The following is a 16,950-nucleotide window of genomic DNA, read 5'->3' as shown; positions in this document are numbered from 1 at the left end:
CGACCGTCTCCTCGGGGGCCACCCTCGGGGGCCGGTTACGGAGCGTCGACGCCCCATCGACGCGGTCCGAAACTCGCTGACACGTCCTTTCTAGAGACAGTCACTAATGCGATTATTTTTAACCGATCGACCCGTTACGACGGAGTATGAGTCGCGGGTGGGGACGACGGACGCGGGGGCTTCGGGCGACCCGAGCGCAGTCGGCGACGGTCGGGGCGAGCCTCCTCGTCGCGATCACGGTGATCGGAACGACGGGCGTCGTCGTCCTCGGATCGGAGGCGATAGACGACTGGAGCCGGCAGGCGGACCTGGAGCGGGCCGAACAGGCGATGACCCAGTTCGACTCGCGGGCGGCCCAGGTCGCGCTCGGCGGGTCCAGTCGACAGACCGTCGACTTCGGCTGGTCGGGGGGGACGTTCGAGGTGCGGGAGGGGACGGGGACGCTCACGATCACTCACGTGGACTACAACTACACCGGGGGGAACGCGTCCGCGGACGATCCGGCGGGCGACGACCAGATCGTCTACCGAACGACCGAACTCGGTTCGTTCGTCTACGCGAACGGCGACACGCGGATCGCCTACCAGGGCGGCGGCGTCTGGCGGAAGACGGGAGACGGCCCCGCCCGACTGGTCTCGCCGCCGGAGTTTCACTACCGGGACGGGACGCTCACGTTCCCCGTCGTCCGGGTGAGCGGCGGGAGTACCCACGCAGCGAGCGGTCGGACGACGGTGACCGTCGAGCGGCCCGCCCCCTCCTTCCGACGGACGTACCCCAACGAGAGCGCAAGCTACGCGAACGGCAGGGCGTTCGCCAATCCGCTCTCGGAGGGGTACGTCACCGTCACGGTCGAGAGCGAGTTCTACGAGGGGTGGGCCGAGTACTTCCGGACCCGGACCGACGGCGTCGTCTCCGTCGACCACGGCGAACGGCGGGCCCGCGTGAAGCTGCTGACGCTCGGAACCCAGGGGAACTTCGGCGTCCCCGCGGAGGGCTCCGAGTTCGGGATCCGGGGGATCGAGTCGGGTCACTCGCTGCGCCAGTTCGAGTTCACCCTGCGCCCGAAGGACGATCAGTCCTCCGAGTTCAGCAACCTCCGCTGGAGCATGTTCGTCGACGACGGCGGGAGACACTTCGAGATCGCCGTCCGGAACAGGGGCAACCTCAAGTGCGACGCCGCGGGCACGATCGACGACCCGGTGACGGTGTCGATGTACTACAGCTACCTCGACGACGGGGTGCGAAAGTCCCACGGCTGGCAGAACACCGAGGACTTCGAGGTCGAGTGCGTCCCCGACGGCGACGGCGGGTACGTCGCCACGCTCCCGCTCGACTTCACGGGGAGCGGCCACCGGATGAACTACACCGACGTCCCGAAGAGCGACCTCTCGAAGTTCGACAGCGAGAACGCGCAGTTCGTCACCTCCCTCGACTTCGCGGCGCACCCCGAGGACGACACCGCCGAGAACGCGACGACCTACACCACGCCCGACGCGGAGGACCTCGCGTACCTCACGCGACACTACTTCGGTACGTTCGGTCCCACGTTCCAGCTCGAGACGTCCGACCAGCAGAGCGGTAACGCCGCCGGCGTGTCGGAGACGACGTCGTCGGGGACGATCTACTACGCCGGCGACGACCGCGTCATCACGTTCCTGCACGTCACGGAGAACGACGTGCGGGTGGAACTCAGTTGAGCCCGAGTTCGATGCTCGTGACGCTCACCGCGAGTTCCTCGGTCTCGAACCGGCAGGCGACCGTCCGCCGATCCTCGTCGACGACCGACGGCGAACCGCACGTCACGCCCGGTTGCCCGACGAGGTAGTCGCGCCACGCCTCGACGCGCCCGTCCGCCGCGGTGACGGTCAGGTTCACGGTCACCGCGTTCGCGTCGCCGTTCAGCGTCGGGTCGCCGGCCTCGTCGGTCACCAGGAGGGCCGACCGCGTCCGCTCGCCGCGGACGAGCACGGTCTCGGAGCCGCTCACGCTCCGGGCGGGGGCGACCGTCTCGACGTACGCGAGCACGACCCGATCGTCGCGGAAGAGAAACGGCGGTTCGCGGAGCATCCTGACGTAGTCGCCGTCCCGTCGGACGACGGCTCCCCCCTCGTAGACCAGGCGGGCCTCCCCGTCGGTGCCGTAGACGATGGGGGTGCTCTCCGCGTCGAAGTGGGTACGGTTGCCGTCGCTGACGACGCCCTCGACGGTGACGTCGATCTCGGTCGCGGTGCCCGAATAGGCGAGACTGGCGTCGGAGAGTTTGATCTCGGTCTTCCGACCCGGTGCCCGACTGCGGTGGATGTCCGCCATGTTGTCCGCGAGCACGTCGAACGCGCGCGCCGCGTTGTCGACCTGCTCCGCCGAGCGCGCCGATTCGAGGCCGGCGAGTCCGCTCGCGTAGACGATCCCGACCGCGGTCACGACGAGCGAGAAGATCAGCACGAAGCTCAGGACCTCGCTCACCGCCCGCTCAGCCACCGCGCACCTCCAGCGCGTCCCCGTCGGCGTCCGCGTCGCCGGTGTCGACGTACTCGACGACGACCCCCCCGCCGGAGGCGACACCCGATACCGGCGTCTCGACGACCAGTTCGAACCTGACTTCGACCGACGGATCACGCGTCGAGAGGACGAGGTAGTCCTCCCCGCCGGTGGTCTCGACGCGCACCGCGTACGGCGCGCCGGCGACCCGTTCGGGGATCGTACGGCGGATCCGCACCTCCTCCGCGCCGCCCTGAACGAGCCGATCGGCCGCACCGACGTCCGCGACGATCCCCTCGCCGACGACCACCAGCTCGGAGCGGATCACCGTCTCGCGCTCCTGCTCGACGTGCGTCCCCGCCGCGAACACCAGCCCGGTGATGAGCACCGTCGCGAGGCCGAGGTTGAGCACGTACCCGACGGCGGTCGAGACGCCGCGGCGGTCGGGGGCGAGCGCCGTCCCCTGGCCGCTCCCGTCGCCGCTCATCGCCCCACCTCCCCGGGCGCGATCCGGAGGTCCGCCCACCGGGCCGTGACCCGACCGCTGTCGTAGGTCGCGGAGACGGTCGCGCCGTAGAGGACCGTCTCGGTCGACGGCCCGTCGTCGACCGCCCGATTCGCGACGAGTTCGAAGGTGCCCGACACGGCGTCGGCGTCCCGCAGTTCGAGGTCGTACGCGCCGCGGATCTCGGAGGCGTAATCGAGCGCGCGGCAGTACCTCGGGTCGCCGTCGCCGGCCACCGTCTCCCGCGAGACGTCGATCGTCGCCCCGCCGCTCGCGGCGACGGTGCACGTCGCGACGGTCGCGTCGGGGTGCGTCGTCCGAACCTCGACGGTCGAGGAATCGACTCGCTCGACGGTCGTCGTCCAGGTCGCGGAGGCGTTCGCGAACTCGACGACCAGCGAGCGCCCGGTCGGCGGATCCACGCGCATCTCGAACGCCCGGACGCGACCGTCCGCGACGACCGTCCAGTCGCCCGCCCCGGTGGCGTTCGTCAGGCCGTCGCTCGCGTTACCGTCGACGACCCTCGTTCCCTGCTCGACGCTCGACAGCGAGACGGCGGTGAACACCCCGTCGATCGCCGCCGAGTCGGCCGTCGCGTCGCTCCAGGACGCGACGACGTCCTCGAAGGCGGCCCTGCGGTCCGGGTAGGTCGCCTCGCGTTCGTTCACGTACGTCACGGCGTCCCCGAGATCGACCTCGACCGCCTCGGCGAACCGGATCGCCTCGCTCGCGCCCGGATCGCTCGTCCGGGTCGAGAGGTTCTCGGTGTAGATGGCGGTGTTGAGGACGAGCGCCAGCGCGACGAACGCGGTGGCGAGCGTCAGCCCGGCCACGAGGAGCATCTGCCCCCGCTCGCTCACATCCGCCATACGGTCACCTCCACGGTCACGACCTTGTACGCGACCGACGAGCCGTCGGCGACGGCCGCCTCGACGTAGAACGGGGTCGCCCCGCTCACCGTCGTGCCCGTCGCCGTCCCGTTCTCGAAGCGCAGTTCGTCCCCGTCGAACAGCGTCAGGGGCCGCACGACGGTCACGGCGTTGTCGCTCGGCTTCCCCCGGTAGATCACCCGCTGGGTCCCGCTCCCGCTCGGCGTCCGATACCGGACGACGACGTTCACGGCGACGCCCCGCGCCTCGAACGTCCGGTAGAGACGGTCCCCGAACGCGGTGTCGGGGAGGTCGGTGACGAAGTACGCCCGGTCGCCGGCCGTCCCGTAGAAGCGTTCGTTCGCGTCGTCCCACGCCAGCAGCGTCCGCTCGAGCGAGCCGTCCGCCACCGACGCGGCGAGGACGCCCTCGACGACGGCCGTCTGCTGGTTCTCGATGTGCTGGCTCGACGTGCTCGCCGACAGCGGCGTCACCGCCGTCACCTGCAGCGCGTAGACCAGCCCGGCGACGACCACGACGCCCGCGACGACGGCCTCGAGCGTGTGGACCTGCCCGCGGTCGCCGCGCCGCCCGGTCACCATACGCTCACCCGGAGGAGCGCGTCGGTCCCGCCGACGACGACCGCGCGCCGGGCCACCACGACGCCCCCGGAGTCGGTCAGCGGGCCGCCGCCGACCAGCGTCGGGTCGTCGCCGTCGCAGTCCGGGTCGGATTCGGGGACGGCCGTCCCCCCCTCGTCGTCCCAGCACAGCGGCTCGCCGCCGCTGTCGTACAGCCCGACGCGAACGTTCGGGCTGGTCGCCGTCGTCGGCTTCGGGAGGCCCAGTCGGTCGGGGATGGGCCGCCCGTTGTCGAAGGCGCACCCGGCGTCGTCCCGCGTCGAATCGAAGAACGCCGCCGTGCACGTCGCGTCGAGCAGGTAGGGGCGATCGGGTCGCGCGAGGTCGTCGCTCGCCAGCCGATCCGCGACGCGGTCGGCCGTCGCCGGCGTCACGCGCGCGGTGTCGGCGAACGGCTGGGTCAGCCCCGGAACGAACGCGAAGGTGAACGTCACCGCGATCAGGAAGACGCTGACGCCGATCGTGAAGTCGAGCGTCGATTGCCCGCGTCCGCGTCGACCGTGAGTCGATCCCCCCCTCATATGAACAGGAACACCAGGAGCGCGAACGTCGGCAGGACGACGACGAACTTCGCCCCGGCGAGGAGGCTCACGTCGCGGATGTACCCCGCGATGACGCCCGAGATGACGGCCTGGAACGTCACCGCGTGGAAGAACAGCAGCGTCAGCAGGTCGGTGTCGACGTTACCGCCGAACCCGCCGCCTCCCGTGCCCCCCGCGCCGCCCGCTCCGCCCCCGCCACCCGACGCCTGCGAGGCCAGCCCGGCCATCACGTCGAGGAACTTCACCTTGAGGATCGCCATCACCCCGAGCAGCGTCATGAACGTCATGATGATGATGACGACCTGCATCCGGGTGCGGGACTTTCGGTCGCGGTCGATGTCGTCCTGGTTCTCGCTCGCCTGGGCGGCGGTCGTCAGGACCGCGGTGATCTGGCTCGACGCCTCCTGGGCCTTCGCGATGAGCTTCACCGTCCGGGCGAGCCGCGGGATGCGATACGCGTTGTTGAACTCCCGGAGCGCCTCCTTGAGTCCCGTCCCGTAGTTCACCTTCGCGTGGATGGTCTCGAACTCGTCGGCGAGCCGCCCGCTCGAGGTGTCGGAGACGACACGGATGGATTCGAGCAGCGTCATCCCCGTGTCGTTCGCCGACGACAGCTTCCGGAGGTCCTCCGAGAGCTTCCCGACGACGCTGCGGCGCGTCCTGACGTTCCACTCGTGGAACGCCGTCAGCGGGACGAGGTTGACGTAGAGCGGGACGTAGAGGAGGAAGAACGTCCCCCGGACTGGCGCGCGCTTCAGCCCGTCGATCGAGAGGGGGACGAACCCCGACACCACGAAGAAGGCGAGCAGCACGAGCGTCGCCGGCACCGTGACGAGCAGCACCGTCAGCGGGTGATCGCGGAAGAAGTGGTGCGGTCGAGAGAGCATCTCGAGGGTCTCGTAGGTCCCCTCGCGGCTCTCGATGCGGTCGAAGACGCTGTAGCGCCCGCTGTACCGCTCGACGAGGCCGAGACCGAACAGGCCGCCGCCGTCGTCGTCCCGACCGTCGTCCCCCCGGAGGTAGCCGTCGCCGACCTCGTCCTGGACGACGGTCGAGATGAGCACGAGGAAGCCGACCCCGACCAGCGGGATCAGCCCGTAGACCGTCCCGTAGAGCAGCGTCGTCTGGGCCTGGCCCATCATGCTCATGATGACGAGGATGATGATGAGCAGCAGGGGGAACAGCGAGAGGGTCATGTACATCTCGCCGAACAGTTCGAGCGTCTCGAGGATCGTCTCCTGTTCCTGCTGTGAGGTGCGCATCTGCTTGTCCTTCTGGTCCTCGAGGAAGCGCGTCATGTTCCCGCCGGAGTTGACGATCGAGAGCATGTCGGTGAGAAACCCCCCCAGCTCGTCGCTGGGCGTCCGGAGCGCCTGGTTTCGGATGGCCGTCCGGTAGTCGGTGTCGAAGTACCGCGTCTCGAGGACGATGCTCTGGAACTCCTTCGACACCTCGCCGTAGGTGTCGTCGGCGGTGGCGATCGCCTCCAGGATCTCGAGCTGGTTCAGCCCGCCGACGGAGAGGGCGTACATGAACGAGACGGCGTCGGAGAGGAGGACGTTGATCTCGCGCTTCCGCTCGCCGGCGACGAAGTAGGGGACGGCCGCGAGCGTCCCGAAGCCCAGCGCGAACCCGACGAGGCCGAAGACGATCCCGCCGAGGACGATCAGCGCCGGCACCTTGACGGCCTGGACGATCGCGAGCAGCTGCGGATCCAGCGGCACCCCGAGGATGCTCGGCGTCCCCCGGACGAACAGCTCGAAGATCGTGTAGGTGAGGACGGTCCCGAGCACCCACAGCAGGAGACCGACCAGGAGGCCGACGGCGAGCGCGCGGGCGAGGTACAGCTCCACGGTGTCGGCCATCCTCGCCTCGGCGAGCTTCCGCTCGATCGAGTCGGTGAACTCGCTGTCCTCGCCGAACGCCCAGCGGTAGAGGGGGTAGAAGGCGTCCCCGATCGCGTCGGCGCTCCCGGCGGGCGAACCGCGCGCCGATTCGACGCTCATTCCGACCCTCCCTTGGGTCTGAAGCCGCCGAAGCCGTCGCCGGAGTCGTCGGTGGAGTCGCCGTTCGCGGAGCCATCGGCGGTGTCGTCCCCGGCGTTCCGGGCATCGTCGCTGGCCTCGCCGTCGCCGTCGTTACCGTCGTCGCCGACGTCACCGGAGCCGTCGGGGTCGGTCGCGGCCATGGAGACGACGGCGGCCGCGTCGACGCGCTCGCCCTCGTACTCCGCGAGGAGGGACTCGCCCTCGCTGAGGATCCCGCGCGCCTCCGCCAGGTTCTCCGGGCGCGGGTCGGGTCGGGGGACCATCTCCTCCTTCTCGGGGTCGATGTCGATCTCGACGGACTCCATCTCCCGGAGGTCCTCGAGGCTCCGTTCGAGGTCGTCGTTCGCGATGAGCGCGAGGATCGTGTCGGGGTCGTTGATGAACGCCTGCAGGGTCGCCGCGACCTGCGTGTAGGTGTTCAGGTTCCGCTCGACGAGGTAGGCGAGCACCAGTCGGCGCTTGAACAGTTCCTCCTCGAGCGTCTCCGTGGACCACCCGCGGTCGAAGGTGATCCCCTGGAGGGTGTTCGACTGGCCCATCTCCAGGAACTCGTCGGTCTCGGCCTGCCACTGGTAGACGTCCTGTACGTTGATCTCGTCGTTCTCCGCGTCGTAGCGGTTGATCTCGGTGATGGACTTGTTCCGCCGGACCTTGTCCCCGGCCACGCGCGTCGAGGTCTGGATCGAGACGAGATCGAGGGCCGTGAACATCGTCTTCGAGACGTTGATCGGCTCGGTCGTGAACCGCTTTATCACCTCCCCGACCGAGTCGGCGTGGAAGGTCGTGAGCGTGGTGTGGCCGGTGGACATGACCTGAAAGAGCGTCCGGCCCTCCTCGCCGCGGATCTCGCCCATGACGATGTACTCGGGGCGCTGGCGGAGCGCGGCCTCGAGCAGGTCGAACTCGTCTACGTCGCCCTTCCCGTCGTCCGAGAAGGAGGGGCGGGTCACGCTCGCGATCCAGTTGCGCTGGGGGAGTTCCACCTCGCGGGTGTCCTCGATCGAGACGATCTTCGACTGGGAGGGGATGAACAGCGAGACGGCGTTGAGCGAGGTGGTCTTCCCCGAGGCCGTCCCGCCCGCGAAGACGAGCGACTTGTGGTTCTCGATGCAGAGCCAGAGGAAGGCCATCTCGTCGAGCGAGAACGTCTTCCAGTTGATGAGGTCGATCGGCGTGAACGGGACGTCCTTGAACTGCCGGATGGTGTAGTTCGTCCCGTGGTCGGACACCTCCCGCCCGAGGGTGAGCTGCGCGCGCGACCCGTCCGGGAGGGTGCAGTCGACCTGCGGCTGGCGCTTGGAGATGCCCTTGCCCGAGCGCTGGGCGAGCTTGACGACGAAGTCGTCCAGTTCCGCCTCGCCGTGATAGACGTTCGAGATGATCTGCTCGTGGTCGGTGTGGTAGACGAACACCGGCGAGTTGTAACCGTCGCAGGAGACGTCCTCGACGTTGATGTCGTGCTTGATCGGGTCGATGCGCTCGTAGCCCACGAAGTCGCGCCGGAGGGCGTAGAGGAGCTTCTCGATCTGGTACTCGGTGAGCGTCGGCGCGTCCTCCGCTAGGAGCGCCGGCTCGGGCCGGGCGGCGATCCCCGCCAACTCCCCCGAGCGAACGATCGGCTCGTCGTCGAATCCGAGCAACCCCTTCAGTCGGGCCACGATCCCCGACCGCTCGTCCGCGCTCTCCTCCGCCCCTTCCCTCTCGCCGCCGCTCTCGTCCCCTCTCTTCCCCTTCCCCTCGCCTCCCGCCTCCTCCCCGCGCCCCGCGCTCCCGCCCGGTCCGTGACCCAGCGACGCGACGTCGCCCTCGTAGAGGTCGTACCGGTCGAGCAGGCGCGTGGTCTCGCGGGTGATGACCCCCGCTCGGGACCCCTCGCCGCCCTTCACGATGACGTCGTCGTCGGAGTACTTGATCGCGGTGCGGAGCTTCTCGGTGAGGAACTCCCGCAGGTCGCGCTCGACGGGCGTGAGGTGCGGTTCGACGACGTAGTACTTCCGCTCGTTCTCCCGCTCGGAGTGGAAGATGATCACGAACGCGTAGGGCTCGTTCACCCAGTAGCGATCGACCTCGCGGAAGTGAGACTTCTTCGCGAGCGGCACGGTCCGTTCGAGATCGTAGCGGTTGACCACGGTCGTGTGCCCCTCGACGGTCGAGAAGAAGTCGTCCTCGTCGAGGTCGGGATCGACGTCGACCGTGCGCGCCTCGACGATCCCGTCGAGGAGCGACGCCGACGCCCCGCCCCGACCCAACCGCCCCGAGAGCAGCGTCGGATCGAAGCCGAGCGCCTCGCTCCCGTCGAACGGGACCACCTCGCCGTCCCCGGTTCGCGGGGGCTCGCCGTCCTCGTCGTAGTAGTACTCGCGCTTGTAGTCCTCCCACGTGTACTCCCCGACCGCGACGCGCGACTCCCCGGGGGCGTCGGAGTCGTCGGAGCCGTCAGACTCGTCGGACACCTCCCCGTCGTCCGAACTCCCCGGGAGCCACGCGCGTCCCGAGCGGGCGTCCTTGCTGGCCATGACGGTTCCACGCCCCACGTGTCAAAAAACTTTTTGTCCATTTCGTGAATGTATCCGAATCGGGCCTGTCTGGCGCGGGCCGATCCGGCGGACCAGGCCGGCGGAGACCGATCCGGCGGATCGTACGGGTCGTCGTACTGCCGGCGTGCGCCGCTGAGGGATCTCGGCGCTGAGCGTCGAACATCTCGACGGAGGTACGGAAGGCGGTATCAGCCGACGAACCGCTCGATGCGGTCCATCGCCTCACGCAGGTCGTCGAAGCCGGTGGCGTAGGAGGCCCGGAGGTGGCCCTCCCCGCCCGCGCCGAAGGCCTTCCCGGGGACCATCGCGACCGACTCCGCCTCGAGCAGCGCCTCCGCGAACGCGTCCGCGTCGTCCCAGGGGCACTCGGGGAAGACGTAGAACGCCCCGGTGGCCTCGAAGCAGTCGATCCCCATCTCCTCGAACCGCGCGAGGACGAACTTCCGGCGGCGGTCGTACTGCCGGCGCATCTCCACCACCTCGTCGCCGCACTCCTCGATGGCGGTCAGCGCCGCGTGCTGGGCGGTCGTCGGCGCGGAGAGCATCGTGTACTGGTGGACGCGGTTCATCGCGCCGATGGCCTCCGCCGGGCCGAGCGCGTAGCCGAGGCGCAGGCCGGTCATCGCGTAGGCCTTCGAGAAGCCGTTGAAGACGATCGTGCGCTCGCGCATCCCCTCCAGGGTGGCGACGGAGACGTGTTCGCCCTCGTAGGTGAGTTCCGAGTAGATCTCGTCCGCGAGTACCGCGAGGTCGTGCTCGCGGGCGAAGTCGGCGACTGCGGCCACCTGTTCGCGCGTCAAGGTCGCGCCCGTGGGGTTGTTCGGGTAGCACATGACGAGCGCGTCCGCCTCCTCCGCGCCCGCCTCGGCGAGCACCTCGGGGGTGAGCGCGAAGTCGTCCTCGACGCGCGTCGGGACGGGGAGCACCTCCCCGCCCGCGAAGACGACCCCCGGCACGTAGGAGACGTAGGAGGGCTGGGCGACGGCGACGGTGTCGCCGGGGTCCACGAGCGCCCGGAACGCGAGGTCGATGCCCTCGCTCGCGCCCGCCGTCACGAGCACCTCCTCGTGGGGGTCGTAGTCGAGGCCGTAGCGCTCGCGGCAGTCGGCCGCGACGGCCTCGCGCAGTTCGCGGGTCCCGCGGTTGGCGGTGTAGGAGGTGCGCCCGCGTTCGAGCGACTCGATGGCCGCCTGTCGGGCGCGCCACGGGGCGGTGAAGTCCGGTTCGCCCACGCCGAGCGAGATGACGTCGTCCATCTCCTCCGCGAGTTCGAAGAAGCGACGGATGCCCGAGGGTGGCACCCGCCGTACCCGCTCTGCAAGCTGGATCGGACCGCCCCGGTCGGTCCCCTCGTTCATGGCGTCACCGACAGCCGATCGTCGTCGTGGCCGTCGCCGAACTCGATGCCCGCCTCCTTGTAGCTCTCCATGATGAAGTGCGTCACCGTCTGGGTGACCTCGGGGACGGGCGCGATCTGCTCGCTGACGAACCGGGAGAGTTCGCTCATCGAGTCGGCCTCGACCGTCAGCGCGAAGTCGTAGTCGCCGCTGACCAGCCGGAGGGTGCGCACCTCGTCGAACTTGACGAGGCGGGCGGCGATGTCGTCGTAGCCCGTCTCGCGGTCGAGCGTCACGTTGCACTCGACGAAGGCGCGCACGCGCTCCTCGGCGACGGACTCCCAGTCGACGACCGCCTGGTAGCCGCGGATCGCCCCGTCGGACTCGAGCGCGTCGATGGCCGCCGCTACCTCCTCCTCCGGCGCGCCCAGCTGGCGCGCGATGTCGGCGGTGTCGTACCGGGCGTTCTCGCACAGCAGGTCGAGGACGTCGCGCTGCGTGTCCATGCCACGTGTCGGGGCGACGGCGCTAAAGAGGCTTTCTCCTCGGGCAACGCCGTTCGGCCCACGGCGCTCGGTGACTCGACCCCTCGAAAGATCGAGAACGACGAGTGAGTTCGAAAATTCCTCCTCGGACGTGTCGAAATAGTCCAGAATAGTACTAGGACCACTAGCAGATACCGGAGATACGTTTACATCTCCGGTCGAACTACCGTGGTGCGTACTCATGCGTCGACACGCCGTTGCCTTCGCCGCTACGCTGTACCGGGCCGGAGCGCTCCCGCTCGAACAGGCCGCCGGATACGCGGGCCGGTCGCCCGACCGCTTCCGCGCGCGGTTCGGTCCCTCTAGCCCTCCACCACATTCGAACGCGCCTGAAAGGGAGGGGGAACGAACCTTATAGATATATTATCTCACGATATACTTATAGGGGTTAACCACATCGTTGTTCACATGCGCACCCACGCTGTCGGGACGGCGATCGCGCTCTACGAGACGGGCGACATCACCCTCGAACAGGCCGCGAGCTACGCGGGAGTGACCCCGGGTCGGATGGCCGAGAGCCTCCGGGCCCGCGGCGTCGAGGTCAGACAGGGAACCGAGGAGCCCGCGGCGGTCGCCACGCCCCTCGCCGTTCGCTGATTCCGGCAGCGCGAGGACAACGCCCTTTCTCCCCCGGTCCCTACGTCCCGCCATGGTACTCGAAGAATCCGAACGATCGCTCGAACGCGGCGACGCCGCACCGAACTTCGCGCTCCCCGACACGGACGGCGAGGAGCGTTCCCTCGCCGACTTCGCCGACCGCGAGGCGCTGCTGCTGGTGTTCACCTGCAATCACTGCCCCTACGCGCGGGCGAAGTTCGACCTGCTCAACGACCTCGCCGAGGAGTACGACGAGGTTGCCGTCGTCGGGATCAACCCCAACGACGCCGAGGAGTACCCGGAGGACTCCTTCGACCGGATGGTCGAACTCGTCGACGACGGGACGATCCGCTACGACGCCTACCTCCGCGACGAGAGTCAGGAGGTCGCCCGCGCATACGGCGCGGTCTGCACGCCCGATCCGTTCCTGTTCGCCCGGCGCGAGGGCAGCGAGGCCCGACGCGCCTCGGAGAGCGCGAGCGGCGACGAGCCGCGAGCCGAGTTCCGCCTCGCGTACCACGGCCGCCTCGACGACGCGCTCGACCCGGACGCGGACCCCACGGAGTTCTACGTCCGCGAGGCGATCGACGCCGTCCTCGCGGGCGAGGACGTCGACCTGGAGTTCATGCCCTCGCGGGGCTGTTCGATCAAGTGGAGGGAGGCCTGAATCGTCGGACGCCGATCCCCGTCAGAACGGGCCGGAGGTCCCCGCCGCGCTGATGACCCACGTCGCGTCCCCGCCCTCGTCCACCCGGAGATAGAGATAGGTCCCGCCGTCCCGGTACGGATTGAATGAGACCTCCTCCGCGTGTTCGGGAGGCCGCCCGTCGACGGTGAACCCGACGTGGTACTGCACGGCCTCGGTGAACGCTTCGGGAACGAGCAGCGTCTCGTCCGGTCTCAGCGAAACTGACGAGCGAAGTGACCGCTGGGCGGGCGGGACCCCTCGGAGGTCGCCGTCCACGGTGTACGTCTCGGGGGCGTCGATGACGTGGACGCCGAGCGTGTGCGGAAGTCGATCCAGATTCGCGAAACCGAGGCTTCCCGAGGGTGGTCCGTCACGTCCGAGTCGCGGCGTCGAGCAGCCGGCGAGGCTCCCAACGGTGACCGTTCCGATCGCTCCGAGGAGCGATCGACGCGTGGTGGAGGGCATGTATCACCGGGAGTGACGTTCGTTCGGGCATACGTCTTCCGATCGTCCGTCGATCCGCCGTGGCGAGATCCGCGGGAGTCACGCGAGCGGGAGCGAGTGTGACGTCGGCACGTCCACGACTGGCCGAACGAAGTGAGGGAAGGAAGTGGACGTGCCGGGAGAACGACGCGGGCGACCGTCCGTCTGACTAGACGTGCCGGCAGTCTCCCGACGCGCCGACCCGTAGACTGCTGGCGCGTCCGTAGCGGTAGCAGGTGCCCCGCCCGACCGAGGGGCGGCGAGTCGGACCGAACGGTCGGTCACTCCCCCGACGACGACCGGGTCGCCGGCTCCTCCCACCGGAGGTCGATCACCTCGCCGGTCTCGTCGTCGTAGTCGACGAAGCCGAGGACGGTCCCGGGCGACATCGCCGAGAGATCGTACCGCTCCTCGCTCCGCCGCCTGACCTCCTCGACGACGGACTCGGGGGGCGTCTCCTCGCCGCCCGACAGGCCGAAGCCGACCTCGCCGGTCGCGGAACCCACGAGGACCTCCTCCGTTACCGTGCCTCCACGTGCCATGGTCGTCGATAGCGACCTGCGACGGAAAAGGTTTCCGCGACCTGACAGCAGTGGGGGCGACCCGCGTCGCCGACTCGTCGGACCCCTCCGGCGACGACGCCGTTCAGTTCCCGCTCCCCGCACCGGGCGGGGCCGTCAGTCGGACGTCTCCGTCGCCTCGCGCGCCCCGCCGTACCGCGCCCGGCGGAGGCCGTCGCAGACCGTCCCCTGCCCCGTCATGTTCGTCCGGGCGAGGCGCGCGCGGCGGTGGACCAGGTCGAACGACTCGGCGGTGAGGGGGTCGCCCTCGGGGGTGGCGAACAGGCGGTCGTCCGGCTCCTCGACGATCCCCACGTCGGTCGCCTTCTCGACGTAGCGCGCGAGCGGTTCGCGGGGGACGAAGACGACGAGCGCGTCCCCGTCGAGCGAGATCGCGGCGCGGTCGGGTTCGGCGTCGAGGGTCACGTCCCCCCGGCGGAGGCGGGCGATCTGTTCGGGGCGTACGCCCGCGTCGAGCAGGGCCTCGACCGCTCCGTGCTGGCGGGCCAGTCTGGCCTTGTCGTCGAGGACGGCCCGGATGGCCTCCACGCCTTCGGTCGCGTCCTCGAAGACGGTCTCGAAGTCGAGCCCTCCGTTGACCCCCTCGTTGATCTCCCGTTCGTGCATGTGATCGACCAGTTCGACCCGGACCGCCTCCACGCCGTCGAGCGCGAGGGTCTCCTCGCGGGCGTCGCTCGCCATCATCCACGCGAAGGCGGGCGAGCACCACGCCGTCGGGAGCGCGATCCGGACGGAGACGCGCGGGGGGTCGACCTCGACGCGCTCTACGTACTCGAGTTCGACGATCGAGCGGTCGAGTTCCGGGTCGGTGACCCGATCCAGCCGGTCGAGGACGGCGGCGCGCGTGGGGGTGGGTGTGCGTCCGCTCATCAGTCGTCGGCCGTCGCCGGCCCCCGGTCGTACTGATCGGCGAGGTCGAACCGCTCGCTGATCTCGTCGCCCCGGAGGTCGCGCTCCCGCCGCGAGAGGTCGATGTCGTAGAGCCGCGCGGCGTTCTCGCCCATCACCTTCCGCTTCACGTCGAGGTCGAACTCCACGCCGTATTCGGCCTCCTGATCGGGCGCGAGTTCGAACTCCATGACCGCCTCGACGAGCCAGTCGGGTTCCCAGATGGCGTAGTCACTGCCGAACAGCACCCTGTCCTCGCCCAGCCAGAACAGGAGTTCGCCCAGGATCTCGCCGAACTTCCGCGGGCGCGACAGCGCGAGCGGGGCGGCGACGGCCAGCCCGCCGTACACGTTCGGCTCCTGGGCGGCGATCCAGCAGAAGTCGTCCAGCCGCGGCAGCCCGACGTGCTCGACGACGAAATTCAACTCCGGGAACGACGTCGCCGCGTCGTCCACGTCCGCCACGTCGAATGCGTCGCGGTTGAGCGGCCGGATGGTCGGTCCCTTGTGCGGGTGGACGTTCTCGATGCCGAGTTCGGCGCACTTCTCCAGGTACTCGAAGGCCTCCTCCGAGTCGAGCCGCCAGCCCTTCGAGTCGCCCTTCCACTCGGCGGTGTAGACCTTCACGCCCTGGAGGTCGTACCGCTCGTGGTCGCGTTCGAGTTGCTCCAGGCCCTCCTCGCCGTCGCGCGGGTCGAACCGCCCGTTGAGGACGAACCGCTCGGGGTGCTCCTCCGCCAGTTCGGCGTTCTGCTCGGTCGTGTTGAACCCCTCCTCGTAGAACTCCGTGAGGTACGTCGGCTGGAAGATCGCCATGTCCACGTGGCCGTCGCGAAACAGGTCGCGGAGCAGCCGATCGGGTCCGTACTTGCGGTACGTGGAGAGGTCCCACTGGTGCTCCTCGGGCGTGAACCCGGTGTGGTAGTCGTAGAAGCACTGGATGAACTGCTCTCCCCCCTCGTGGACGATGTTCTCCTCGCTCGCGTCCCACATGTGGACGTGCGAGTCGAGGACGAACACGTCCTCCCCTTCGTGGTGGTACATACCGATCCTACATCGAGGCATGATAACAAATTACTTATGACTGGTTAACACACACCAGAGAGTCAGGAGACCGTGGACATACCTTTTACTCGTCGCCGGTCGTGCGGTGGGATACCATGCGAGCCGCCCGACTGCACGAGTACACCGACGAGATGAGCGAGGCGCTCTCGATCGACGACGTGGACCGACCCGAACCGACGCGCTCTGACCACGTGGTCGTGGAGGTCGAGGGCGCGGGCTGGTGCCAGACGGACAACCACATCATCGAGGGGATGTGGACCGACTACGTCGAGCAGGACCTCCCGTTGACGCTGGGCCACGAGAACGCCGGGACCGTCGTCGAGACCGGGGAGGAGGTGACGACCGTCTCGGAGGGCGACCGGGTCATCTGCCACCCGGTCCTCCCCTGCGGGAAGTGTCGGCCCTGTCGCCTCGGCGAGGACATGCACTGCGTGAACCTCTCGTTCCCGGGGCTCACGACCGACGGGGGGTTCGCGGAGGCGCTGCTCACCTCCGAACGGTCGGTGGTGGCGCTCCCCGACGGCGTCGACCCGATCGACATCGCGCCCCACGCGGACGCGGGGATCACCGCCTACCACGCCGTGAAGAAGGCCGTCTCGCGGCTCGTCCCCGGCGACTACGCCGTCGTCGTGGGCGTGGGCGGGCTCGGCCACATCGGGCTCCAGTGCCTGGAGGCGATGAGCGCCGCGCGGATCGTCGCCCTGGACGTGAAGCCGGAGGCCCGCGACCTGGCCGAGGAACTCGGCGCGGACTACACGCTCGACCCGCAGGACGACGACGTGCCCGCCGAGATCGAGTCCATCACGGACGGCCAGCTGGCGAAGCAGGTGGTCGACTTCGTGGGGCGGGATCCGACGCTCGCGCTCGCGCCGGAGATCGTCGCCGGCACGGGCGAGCACCACGTCGTCGGGTACGGCGGGCACGTCCACGAACCGGCGCAGTCGCTCGTCAACGGCGAGTTCTCCTACGTCGGCACGCTCGTCGGCAAGTACACCGAACTCCAGGAGCTGATGGCCCTCGTCGCTCAGGGCGACGTCGAACTCCGCACCTCGCGCTACGGACTGGAGGAGATCAACGACGTGGCCGAGCGCCTCGAACACGGCGAGATCGAGGGGCGGGCGGTCATCACGCCGAACGCCTGAGACGG

General features: G+C 69.2%; 18 protein-coding genes. 5 read left to right on the top strand and 13 right to left on the bottom strand.

Annotated features, from left to right (window positions below; all coding sequences use genetic code 11):
- Window positions 1–146 precede the first annotated feature (146 nt).
- Window positions 147–1,697 carry a DUF7289 family protein gene (locus NKI68_RS13610; RefSeq protein WP_254543645.1) on the top strand — a complete coding sequence of 517 codons (1,551 nt, stop codon included), beginning with the start codon at window positions 147–149 and terminating at the stop codon, window positions 1,695–1,697.
- Here the strand turns inward: NKI68_RS13610 and NKI68_RS13605 are convergent.
- From NKI68_RS13605 to NKI68_RS13565, 9 genes are all read right to left on the bottom strand, one after another.
- A complete protein-coding gene (locus NKI68_RS13605; protein ID WP_254543644.1) occupies window positions 1,690–2,478 on the bottom strand; it encodes a DUF7289 family protein in 789 nt (262 codons plus the stop codon). The two genes, NKI68_RS13610 and NKI68_RS13605, sit on opposite strands and share 8 nt — an antisense overlap.
- A complete protein-coding gene (locus tag NKI68_RS13600; RefSeq protein ID WP_254543643.1) occupies window positions 2,471–2,965 on the bottom strand; it encodes a DUF7266 family protein in 495 nt (164 codons plus the stop codon). The genes NKI68_RS13605 and NKI68_RS13600 overlap by 8 nt, the downstream gene beginning before the upstream one ends.
- Complete coding sequence (locus NKI68_RS13595; protein ID WP_254543642.1) at window positions 2,962–3,852, bottom strand: DUF7261 family protein; 891 nt, start codon at window positions 3,850–3,852, stop codon at window positions 2,962–2,964. Before NKI68_RS13595 ends, NKI68_RS13600 begins: the two co-directional genes overlap by 4 nt.
- Complete coding sequence (locus NKI68_RS13590; RefSeq protein ID WP_254543641.1) at window positions 3,840–4,454, bottom strand: DUF7288 family protein; 615 nt, start codon at window positions 4,452–4,454, stop codon at window positions 3,840–3,842. Before NKI68_RS13590 ends, NKI68_RS13595 begins: the two co-directional genes overlap by 13 nt.
- Complete coding sequence (locus NKI68_RS13585; protein WP_254543640.1) at window positions 4,448–5,014, bottom strand: DUF7287 family protein; 567 nt, start codon at window positions 5,012–5,014, stop codon at window positions 4,448–4,450. The genes NKI68_RS13590 and NKI68_RS13585 overlap by 7 nt, the downstream gene beginning before the upstream one ends.
- A complete protein-coding gene (locus tag NKI68_RS13580; protein WP_254543639.1) occupies window positions 5,011–7,041 on the bottom strand; it encodes a type II secretion system F family protein in 2,031 nt (676 codons plus the stop codon). The genes NKI68_RS13585 and NKI68_RS13580 overlap by 4 nt, the downstream gene beginning before the upstream one ends.
- Window positions 7,038–9,599 (bottom strand): type II/IV secretion system ATPase subunit, encoded by a 2,562-nt coding sequence (locus NKI68_RS13575; protein WP_254543638.1) that lies wholly within the window; start codon window positions 9,597–9,599, stop codon window positions 7,038–7,040. The genes NKI68_RS13580 and NKI68_RS13575 overlap by 4 nt, the downstream gene beginning before the upstream one ends.
- 209 nt (window positions 9,600–9,808) lie before the next feature.
- Window positions 9,809–10,978, bottom strand: a complete 1,170-nt coding sequence (locus NKI68_RS13570) for a pyridoxal phosphate-dependent aminotransferase (protein WP_254543637.1) — start codon at window positions 10,976–10,978, stop codon at window positions 9,809–9,811.
- Window positions 10,975–11,463, bottom strand: a complete 489-nt coding sequence (locus tag NKI68_RS13565; RefSeq protein WP_254543636.1) for an Lrp/AsnC family transcriptional regulator — start codon at window positions 11,461–11,463, stop codon at window positions 10,975–10,977. The genes NKI68_RS13570 and NKI68_RS13565 overlap by 4 nt, the downstream gene beginning before the upstream one ends.
- Window positions 11,464–11,683: 220 nt before the next feature.
- On the opposite strand from NKI68_RS13565, the gene NKI68_RS24035 reads away from it, so the two are divergent.
- Genes NKI68_RS24035 through NKI68_RS13555 form a run of 3 tightly spaced genes read left to right on the top strand, consistent with a single transcriptional unit; the run spans window position 11,684 to window position 12,766 of the window.
- On the top strand, window positions 11,684–11,860 hold the full coding sequence (locus NKI68_RS24035) for a DUF7317 family protein (protein ID WP_497007288.1): 177 nt from the start codon (window positions 11,684–11,686) through the stop codon (window positions 11,858–11,860).
- Window positions 11,861–11,910: 50 nt separating this feature from the next.
- Window positions 11,911–12,099, top strand: a complete 189-nt coding sequence (locus NKI68_RS13560; protein ID WP_254543635.1) for a DUF7317 family protein — start codon at window positions 11,911–11,913, stop codon at window positions 12,097–12,099.
- Between the two features lie 52 nt (window positions 12,100–12,151).
- Window positions 12,152–12,766 carry a thioredoxin family protein gene (locus NKI68_RS13555; protein ID WP_254543634.1) on the top strand — a complete coding sequence of 205 codons (615 nt, stop codon included), beginning with the start codon at window positions 12,152–12,154 and terminating at the stop codon, window positions 12,764–12,766.
- A 21-nt stretch (window positions 12,767–12,787) separates the two neighbouring features.
- On the opposite strand, the gene NKI68_RS13550 is transcribed toward NKI68_RS13555, so the two are convergent.
- The 4 genes from NKI68_RS13550 to NKI68_RS13535 form a co-directional block, all read right to left on the bottom strand.
- Complete coding sequence (locus NKI68_RS13550; RefSeq protein ID WP_254543633.1) at window positions 12,788–13,252, bottom strand: hypothetical protein; 465 nt, start codon at window positions 13,250–13,252, stop codon at window positions 12,788–12,790.
- A gap of 299 nt (window positions 13,253–13,551) precedes the next feature.
- Complete coding sequence (locus tag NKI68_RS13545; protein WP_254543632.1) at window positions 13,552–13,812, bottom strand: hypothetical protein; 261 nt, start codon at window positions 13,810–13,812, stop codon at window positions 13,552–13,554.
- Window positions 13,813–13,947: 135 nt separating this feature from the next.
- Window positions 13,948–14,721: an iron-sulfur cluster assembly protein gene (locus tag NKI68_RS13540; RefSeq protein ID WP_254543631.1), complete on the bottom strand. Its 774-nt coding sequence runs from the start codon at window positions 14,719–14,721 to the stop codon at window positions 13,948–13,950.
- On the bottom strand, window positions 14,721–15,782 hold the full coding sequence (locus tag NKI68_RS13535; protein WP_254543630.1) for an amidohydrolase family protein: 1,062 nt from the start codon (window positions 15,780–15,782) through the stop codon (window positions 14,721–14,723). The genes NKI68_RS13540 and NKI68_RS13535 overlap by 1 nt, the downstream gene beginning before the upstream one ends.
- Before the next feature lie 116 nt (window positions 15,783–15,898).
- On the opposite strand from NKI68_RS13535, the gene NKI68_RS13530 reads away from it, so the two are divergent.
- A complete protein-coding gene (locus NKI68_RS13530; RefSeq protein WP_254543629.1) occupies window positions 15,899–16,945 on the top strand; it encodes an NAD(P)-dependent alcohol dehydrogenase in 1,047 nt (348 codons plus the stop codon).
- The last annotated feature ends 5 nt before the right edge of the window (window positions 16,946–16,950 follow it).

The sequence above is a fragment of the Halomarina pelagica genome, assembly GCF_024228315.1.
Classification (GTDB): domain Archaea; phylum Halobacteriota; class Halobacteria; order Halobacteriales; family Haloarculaceae; genus Halomarina; species Halomarina pelagica.
The sequence above is the reverse complement of the archived record's forward strand: the minus strand, read 5'-3'. Positions and strand labels throughout refer to the sequence as shown.